The organism is Leucobacter soli (genome assembly GCF_042659205.1).
GTDB lineage: Bacteria > Actinomycetota > Actinomycetes > Actinomycetales > Microbacteriaceae > Leucobacter > Leucobacter soli.
Map to the genome: position 1 here is coordinate 1 of NZ_JBHSRW010000104.1, position 8197 is coordinate 8197.

Here is an 8197-nt window from a genome sequence, read left to right on the forward strand (position 1 = left end):
CTGCCGCTGCTGGCCGAGCCCTCGAGCGGCGCTCGCTTCGGCCGCGAGGCGATCCAGCACTGGGAGGAGCTGCTGGCCGACCCCGGCCTCGCAGCCGAGATCGAGCGCGTGATCGTGTTCGGGAGTCCGACGCTGACCCGTGCCGTGCCGGCGCTGGTGCGGCGTGAAGGGGTGGAGACGGTGGTCGTCGACTCGGCTGGGCCGGACGGGCCGCCCGCTGGCGCGGAGCGGTTCAACCCCGGGCGTTCGGTCGGCGCGTTCGCGCTCTCCGCCGCCGTTGCCGAGGGCTACGACCCGGCGGCGGTGAAGCCCTGGCTCGGAGCTTGGGTGATACGGGATCGCGAACTGCGCGCGGCCCGGACGACGGTGCACGCGCCGGATCTCGAGGCGGCACGCGCCACCGGCTACAAGGATCGCAGCGCCTATGCGCGGGCAGAGGTCGCCGTGCTGCGCGAGTCCGTGACCCGCGAGCACCTGTGCGAGGCGCTCTGGCTCGCGACCTGGCCGCACGACCGGCTCGTGCTCGCCGCCTCCCGACTGATCCGAGTGATGAACCGCATGGCGCCGCCGCGCAGCATCCCGGTGCACGCGAATCGCGGGCTCGCCGGCATCGACGGCACCGTCGCGACCGCGCTGGGCATCGCCGTCGCGAGTCAGGCGAGCGACAGCCCCGCGCAGGCAGCGGGTACCACGCGTGTGCTGCTCGGCGACCTCGCCCTGCTGCACGACGCCGGATCCCTGCTGCTCCCCTCCGCGGTCGACGCCTCCGGGGAGCAGATCGAACCGCTCCCGCGCGTGCAGGTCTTCGTCGGCAACGACGGGGGCGGCACGATCTTCGACGGACTCGAAGCGGCCGGCACGGCGGGCGCGCAGGATTTCGAGCGGGTCATGTACACGCCGCAGCGCGCCGATCTGCGCGCGTTGGCCGAGGCCTACGGCTGGGCCTACGAGCGGATCGAGGACCGCGGCGCGCTCGACCGTCTGCTCACGGCGCCGGTCACGGGCCCCGCGCTCATCGAAGTCCCGCTCGCGCGCTGAGACTCGCCGGGGCGCCGGGGCTGGTCCGGGTGCCGAGACCGGTCTGGATGCCGGGCCTGTCCGAGTGTCGAGCCTGGTCTGGGTGCTGAGTCTGCTGGTCTGGGTGCTGGTGCTCGTCGGAGCGCTGAGTCTGGTCCGGGTGCCGAGACCGGTCTGGGTGCTGAGCCTTGTCCGGGCACTGAGCGCGGTCTGAAGTGTGTTGCTCTCTCTCCTCTTACACACCTCGCCCTTCGCCTCTCATCTCTCACTTCTCGTCTCTCACCTCTCACCTCTCGTCTCTCACCTCTCACCTCTCACCTCTCACCTCTCACCTCTTCGTTCTTCTCTCTTTCTTCCCTTTCTCCAGCAGTTCGGGAGGAGATCGCAGTTCTGGCTGATGCCAGGTGCGCAAAAGGTCAGCCGGAACTGCGATCTCAGCCAGAAGTGGGGTGAAGCCGGGGCGGGAGCAGGCCCGAGTGAGCACGACCGCGCAGGGTGACGCTCGGAGCGACTGCGCAGACGGAATCAGCGATACCGCACGACTACGCGACTGCGCGACTACGCGACTGTGCCAGTAGGCGACAGTGCGGCCACGCGACAGAGCGAGACCGCGAGACTGCGCGTCCGCGCACGGAAGCTCAGGGGGCGAAGGCCTCGGCGATCGGTGCGAACTTCGACACGGTCTCGCCGAACTCGTGCGCTGGGTCGCTCCCAGCGACGATGCCGCCACCGGCATATGCGGTGACGGTGCGTGCGGTGGCGGTATCTACGGCGTCCTCGTCGGCGGACGCGTGCGCGGGTGCGTCGGGATCGGCTCCCGAGCGATCGGGGCCGTCGCCTGCGGGCCGATCGAGCCCCGGCCCGACCTCGGCGCAGCGCAGCGCGATCACCCATTCCCCTTCACCGGCCGCGTCGATCCAGCCGACCGGCCCGGCGTACCGCCCCCGGCCTGCGGGCTCGAGCTCGGCGATCGCCTCGACGGCCGCGGCGGTCGGCGTGCCGGCGACCGCCGCTGTCGGATGCAGGGCCGCAGCGAGTTCGAGGGAGGATCCCTGGTCCCCGGGCACCGCCCCCAACTCGGTGGCGAGATGCCAGACATTCGGCAGGCGGAGAGCGAAGGGCTCCTCGCTGGTGTGGAGTTCGCGAACGTGGGGGGAGAGCGCCGTGATCACGCTCTGCACCGCGAAGGCGTGCTCGTGCTGCTCCTTCGCGCTCGTCAGGAGGTCATCGCGTGCGCGGGCGTCGGCCGCGGGATCCTCGGGCTTCCGCCCGCGGGTGCCGGCGAGCACGCGACCCGAGATGGCGCCGTCGGTCCGCCGGATCAGCGTCTCGGGGCTGGCCCCGATCATGCCGTCGACGGCATACGTCCAGCAGTCGTCGTATCTGCCGGCCAATCGGAGCAGCGGTACGCGAAGGTCGTCGCTCGCCGGGATGCTGCCGCGCACCTGGCGGGCCAGCACGATCTTTTCGGCTTCGCCCCGGTCGATCCGCGACGTCGCCTCGCGCACCCCCGCGAGGTAGGACGGGTCGGCATCGTCGATCGGCAGTTCCGCGCCGGCCCAGGCGCCAGGCGCAGCGGGTGAGGGCAGTACAGGCGCGTGCTCGAACGGTGCGAAGCCGATCTCGGTGATCCACGCCGTCCCGCGGTGCCGGGCGATCAGGATGCGCGGCACGATGAGCGCGCTCACGGTCCCCTCGGCCTCGCCATCGCGGTCGGTGCGGGCGCCGGGTGCGTCGACGCCAGCGGCCTCGTCGGCGAACGCGAACGAGCCGAAGGCGACCAGGCCGGAGCCCGGCATCCGCACCGGGTCGTCGATCACGGCGCGCGCCGAGATCGCGCGCCACGCCTCGGCGGCATCCGCGAAGCGGCTCGGCCCGGAGAAATGCAGACGCAGTGCCTCTCCGACGCCGACGCAGCCGCGATCTCCGCGCGTCCACACGAGGGGGTGGCGCGGATCCGCTTGCCCGATCAGATCGTCGAGCGACGGGACCTGCGCCAGCGGTCGGGTCACCGCGTACAGCACCGCATCCGGTGCTGCGCCGGGGGCACCCGATCCGCTCTTCACCCTCACAATCTACTCGGTGCCGCTCGAAGCCTCCCTCAGGGTTGGGCGCGGCAATGCGCCCGTCGCGCGATGATGCTTCGGCATCGCCTCGCTCTTCCGCCTCGCGACGCATCCACTGGAGCGCTCGTCTCTGCCCCGGAATCTCGTGCGAAGCAACTTCAGGCGCAGGACACTAGCATGGAGGGCGTGACTCGCCCAGACACCGCCACCAAGCTGGCGACCGACGTCTCGACCATGTTCGATGAGGTCTCACCCCGATACGACCTGATCAACGACGTGCTCACCGTCGGCAACGACCGGCTGTGGCGGATCGCCACGACGAAGGCGGTCGCACCGCGCAAGGGCATGCGGATCCTCGACCTGGCGGCCGGCACGGGAACATCTGCTGCCGCGCTCGCGGCGCATGGTGCACGGGTGGTCGCCGCGGATTTCTCGGAGGGCATGCTCGCCGAGGGTCGTCGCCGCCATGCCGGCAACGACCTCCTCGAATTCGTCTGGGCCGATGCGATGGACCTGCCGTTCGAGGACGACAGCTTCGACGCCGCCACCATCTCGTACGGGCTCCGGAACGTGAGCGACCCGAAGCGGGCGATCGCGGAGATGCGTCGCGTGGTCAAGCCCGGCGGCCGCGTGGTGATCGCCGAGTTCTCGACTCCGCCGTCGTCGGCCGTGCGGGTGCCCTACGGCCTCTACGGCCGCTATGTGCTGCCGCGCGTCGCCGGACTGATCAATCGCGAGGCCTCGGAGGCGTACCGCTACCTGAACGAGTCGATCGAGCAGTGGCCGTCGCAGGAGGAGCTCGCGGCCTGGCTGCGCGAGGCCGGGCTCGAACGGGTCGCCTACCGCAACCTGACCTTCGGCATCGTCGCGCTGCACCGGGGCTTCGTGCCGCGTGCGTCGAAGGCGACGGTGTCGGCAGCGGCAACGGCAGCGGCAGCCGCGACGCCTGAGGCCGGCGAGACGAAATCCGTTCCCGCTAAGAAAGCCGCGTCCGCGAAGAAGCCTGCGGCTGCGAAAAAGCCTGCGGCTGCGAAAGAGTCTGCGGCTGCGAAGAAACCCGCAGCGCGCACGTCGGCCGCGAAGAAGCCGGCGCCCGCGAAGAAGCCGACGGCAGGCACGACGGCTGCGAAGGGAGCGGCAGCCGCGAAGGGATCCGCCTCGACGAAGAAGCCTGCTGCCGCATCGACCAAGGCCGCCTCCACCGCCTCCACTGCGGCGAAGACGCCTGCCGCGGCCAAGGCCACCGGCGCCCCTGCGGAGAAGCCGGCCGCCTCTGCCAAGCCCGCCGGTAGCTCTGCGAAGAAGCCGGCGACCGCCGCCAAGAAGCCTGCGACCGCCGCGAAGAAGCCCGCCGCCGCGAAGCCGGCCGCCGGCGGCCCGGACAAGGCGAAGCCCTCGGGCGGTGCCGAATGACCGATCCCATCACTGCGGACACCGCGACCCAGGCGCTGCCGATGCGTCTGTTCCAGGGCGTCTCCGACCGTCGGGCCGCGAAGCGCATGCAGGAGCAGCTCGCGCTCATCGAGCAGGGCCTGCTCGAGCATCTGCGCTTCGCCTCCGACGTCGCGGACGCGCCGGCCCGCTATCTCGCCGAGGCCGGAGGGAAGCGGATCCGGCCCATGCTCACGCTTCTCACGAGCGAGCTCGGCAACGGCCCGAACGAGACGGTGCGCCGCGCCGCGCAGGCGGTCGAGATCACGCACCTCGCCTCCCTCTACCACGACGACGTCATGGACGATGCGCGTCTGCGCCGCGGGGTGCCCGCCGCGCAGACGGTGTGGTCGAACTCGGTCGCGATCCTCGCCGGGGATCTGCTCTTCGCGCGCGCATCGACGCTCGTCTCGGGCATGGGCGAGGAGGCGATCCTGCTGCAGGCGCAGACCTTCGAGCGCCTCTGCCTCGGGCAGCTGCATGAGACCGTCGGCCCTCGGCCGGGTGAGGATCCCATGCAGCACTACCTGCAGGTGCTCGCCGACAAGACGGGCGCGCTGATCTCTACAGCCGCGCGCATGGGCGTGATCTTCTCGGATGCGCCGCGGGAGTACGCCGATGCCGTGACGGAGTACGGTGAGCGGATCGGCGTGGCCTTCCAGCTGATCGACGACGTGATCGACCTCTCGCCGAAGGCGGAGCAGACCGGCAAGCGGGCCGGCACCGACCTGCGCGCCGGGGTCGTGACGATGCCGCTGCTGCTGCTGCAGGATCGGTCGAGGTCGGGCGACCTCGCGGCCGCGGAGCTGTGCGAGCGGATCGCCGAGGGCGTGGCGCGGATCGCGGAGGGGGAGGATCCTGCGATCCTCGATCCCGAGGTGGAGGCCCTCCGCGCCCATGAGGTCACCGACGAGACCGAGGCGGAGCCCCGGCGCTGGGCGGCCGAAGCGGTGTCCGCGCTGGCGGCGCTGCCGGCCTCGCAGGTGCGGCGCGGTCTGGAACGCATGGCCGAATCGATTGTGTCGAGGGAAGGATGACCCGGAGCGGTATGGAGAAGATGCGACTGGCGATCGTCGGAGCCGGCCCGGCCGGGATCTACGCGGCCGACCTGCTGATCAAGGCGGAACGGGACTTCGAGGTCGAGATCGACCTCTTCGAGCAGCTGCCGGCCCCCTACGGACTGGTGCGCTACGGCGTCTCACCCGACCATCCGCGGATCAAGGGCATCATCACCGCGCTGCGCGAGGTGCTCGACCGGGGCGACATCAGGTATTTCGGCAACGTCCGCTACGGCCAGGATCTCTCGCTCGACGACCTCAAGCGCCATTACCACGCGGTGATCTTCGCCACGGGCGCGATCCGCGACGCCTCGCTGGACATCCCGGGGATCGATGCCGAGGGATCGTACGGCGCCGCGGACTTCGTCAGTTGGTTCGACGGGCATCCCGACGTGCCTCGCACCTGGCCGCTCGAGGCGGAGCAGGTCGGCGTGGTCGGCAACGGCAACGTGGGCCTCGATATCTCCCGCATGCTGATCAAGCACGCGGACGACCTGCTCCCTACCGAGATCCCCGCCAACGTGTACGAGGGGCTCAAGGCGAACCCCATCCAGGAGCTGCACCTCTTCGGCCGCCGCGGCCCCGCCTACGTGAAGTTCACGCCGCTCGAGCTGCGCGAGCTGGGCGAGGTGCGCGACGTCGACATGGTGATCGATGAGCGCGACTTCGATCTCGACGATCCGTACGTCGACGAGACGCTGATGAAGAACAAGCAGATCGTCGTGATCTCGCGGATCATGAACAAGTGGCGCGAGGATCAGCGCGCGCGGGAGGCGGGCGAGACGGAGCCGGCGTCGCGCCGCCTGCACCTGCACTTCTGGTCGAAGCCGGTCGAGGTCGTCACGGACGACGCCGGCCGGGTCGCGGGCCTGAAGGTGGAGCGCACCGCGCCCGACGGCGAGGGAGGCGTGGTCGATACCGGCGAGTTCGAGGTGGTCCCGCTGCAGTCGCTCTATCGTGCCGTCGGCTACTTCGGGTCGCCGCTCGACGAGATCCCGTTCGACGATCGTCGGGGCGTGATCCCGAACGTGCAGGGCCGTGTGCACGACGCCCACGGCGAGCCGGTACCGGGCGTCTACGCGACCGGCTGGATCAAGCGCGGCCCGGTCGGCCTCATCGGGCACACGAAGAGCGATGCCATGGAGACGCTCGAGTGCCTGCTGGAGGATCGCGACTCCTGGTGGAGCCCGGCCGAGTCGGATCCCGCGGCGATACCGGCGCTGCTCTCGGCTCGCGAGGTGCCCTACACGACGGTCGAGGGGTGGCAGCGTCTCGACGAGCACGAGCTCGGCCTCGGCGAGGCCGAGGGGCGCACGCGCGTCAAGGTCGTGCCGCGCGACGAGATGACGCGGATCTCGCGCGGAGAGTAGCCGCGATGCGTGGGCGCCGTCTCGGGTTGACCGGAATTACGAGGCGGTAAACTGCGGCTCGTGACGCCGCTGCCCGTTGTCGAAAGTGAAGGACTCGCGATGAATCGGTCGTATTCTGCCCCTGAGTTTCGTCGAGTCGGCGGTCTTGCCATCGCTGCGGGATCGATTCTCGTTGCGGCGGGAGCGAGTGCGTGGGGTGTGGTCACGAGGCAGTTGCGCGACGAGAACATCACCGTGCCCGATCACGCGCCCTTCCTCCCCGGCAAGCGCGTACAGGATCCGATGACAGCGTTCGCGCAGTCGGAAGCGATCAAGGGCAACGCCGAGCGGATCGCGGGAGGGCGGACTTTCTCGGACGTGAGCGACGCACTGCGTAAGGTCGAGAAGGGCAGCGACGAGGAGCAGCGATTGAAGCAGCAGAGTGAGACGCTCTCGGCTGCGGCGGCATTGCGAACCTCGCTCATGACCTCGGTGCTCGCCTATGGGGTTGCTGCTTTTGCGGCCGGCCTCGGAGTGATGCTGGCTGCGGCGGGATCTCAGCTGCGGCGTGCGCGTTAGCTCGCCGATGGGGTGATCGGCGAGCTGGCGGCTGGCCGTCGCCTCGGGCACGCCGCTCGTAATCTGCTTCCTGCTGGAAGCGAATGGCGAGCGCCCGCTCAGTGAGTCAGGTGGATAGATCCATACTTCGATAAGTGGGAAAATCCACTTCGTTGAAGTGGAGAACTCCACTTGTACGCTGGTTTCCTCGCACCATGACCTAGGTGAAGAGTTCGGGTCCGTAGAGACGGCGACCGGCTTCGAAGCGGTGGTGAAGAGGATCGTCGTCGGGGGCGGCCCGGCTGGTGGGATTCGTCGGAGTCGGCCGCGAGAGCCAGAGCGCGTGCGTACTCGCTGACTCATTGATGTGTCGGGGGAGGCGCTCCGATATCAATGTGCGAGTGCGTGTCGGGCTGCGTCACGCTTCGTCACATGAAGTGATGGGCGCATGCGTTATACATAAACTACCGGCATGTCTCCCATAACGCAGAGTGATGTTGCGTCCTTCACCGTCGGCGTGGCACTGGACGGCGCCGGCTGGCACCCGGCCGCTTGGCGCGAGCCCGGAGCGAGGCCGGACGAGCTGTTCCGGGCGAGCTACTGGCAGTCGCTCGTCAGCCGCGCCGAGGCCGCGGGCGTCGACTAGGGTGTGTCTGTTAAATAGTTGAGCCAGGCGATCACTCCGTTCAGGACGACCGCGGCCCGGTACACGATCGCG

At 69.8% G+C, this 8197-nt stretch carries 7 protein-coding genes and 1 pseudogene; 7 read left to right on the top strand and 1 reads right to left on the bottom strand.

Annotated elements, in window-relative coordinates; all coding sequences use genetic code 11:
* Both ACFPZL_RS07855 and ACFPZL_RS07860 read left to right on the top strand, forming a co-directional pair.
* Positions 1-1038, top strand: a pseudogene (locus tag ACFPZL_RS07855) (2-succinyl-5-enolpyruvyl-6-hydroxy-3-cyclohexene-1-carboxylic-acid synthase); the annotation flags it as partial.
* Between the two features lie 64 nt (positions 1039-1102).
* Entirely contained in the window at positions 1103-1231 is a 129-nt protein-coding gene (locus ACFPZL_RS07860; protein ID WP_268912067.1) for a hypothetical protein, read from the top strand.
* A gap of 424 nt (positions 1232-1655) precedes the next feature.
* Here the strand turns inward: ACFPZL_RS07860 and ACFPZL_RS07865 are convergent, their stop codons facing one another.
* Positions 1656-3083 (bottom strand): isochorismate synthase, encoded by a 1428-nt coding sequence (locus ACFPZL_RS07865; RefSeq protein ID WP_236022076.1) that lies wholly within the window; start codon positions 3081-3083, stop codon positions 1656-1658.
* A gap of 186 nt (positions 3084-3269) precedes the next feature.
* Between ACFPZL_RS07865 and ACFPZL_RS07870 the strand changes: the two genes are divergently transcribed.
* The 5 genes from ACFPZL_RS07870 to ACFPZL_RS07890 all read left to right on the top strand — a co-directional run bounded on the left by ACFPZL_RS07870 (position 3270) and on the right by ACFPZL_RS07890 (position 8125).
* Positions 3270-4496, top strand: coding sequence for a class I SAM-dependent methyltransferase (locus tag ACFPZL_RS07870; RefSeq protein ID WP_236022075.1), 1227 nt, complete (start codon positions 3270-3272; stop codon positions 4494-4496).
* The gene (locus ACFPZL_RS07875) at positions 4493-5551 is read left to right on the top strand and encodes a polyprenyl synthetase family protein (RefSeq protein ID WP_382335041.1); all 1059 of its coding nucleotides are present in this window, start codon (positions 4493-4495) and stop codon (positions 5549-5551) included. Before ACFPZL_RS07870 ends, ACFPZL_RS07875 begins: the two co-directional genes overlap by 4 nt.
* Before the next feature lie 11 nt (positions 5552-5562).
* A complete protein-coding gene (locus tag ACFPZL_RS07880) occupies positions 5563-6942 on the top strand; it encodes an FAD-dependent oxidoreductase (RefSeq protein WP_218115785.1) in 1380 nt (459 codons plus the stop codon).
* A gap of 60 nt (positions 6943-7002) precedes the next feature.
* On the top strand, positions 7003-7500 hold the full coding sequence (locus ACFPZL_RS07885) for an aromatic ring-opening dioxygenase LigA (protein ID WP_218115782.1): 498 nt from the start codon (positions 7003-7005) through the stop codon (positions 7498-7500).
* Positions 7501-7951: 451 nt separating this feature from the next.
* Complete coding sequence (locus ACFPZL_RS07890) at positions 7952-8125, top strand: hypothetical protein (RefSeq protein WP_218115780.1); 174 nt, start codon at positions 7952-7954, stop codon at positions 8123-8125.
* The last annotated feature ends 72 nt before the right edge of the window (positions 8126-8197 follow it).

Bases quoted from the DNA above. Each gene is read 5' to 3' on its own strand.
- ACFPZL_RS07875 (WP_382335041.1), top strand. From the start codon at position 4,493: ATGACCGATCCCATCACTGCGGACACCGCGACCCAGGCGCTGCCGATG.
- ACFPZL_RS07880 (WP_218115785.1), top strand. From the start codon at position 5,563: ATGGAGAAGATGCGACTGGCGATCGTCGGAGCCGGCCCGGCCGGGATC.
- ACFPZL_RS07890 (WP_218115780.1), top strand. From the start codon at position 7,952: ATGTCTCCCATAACGCAGAGTGATGTTGCGTCCTTCACCGTCGGCGTG.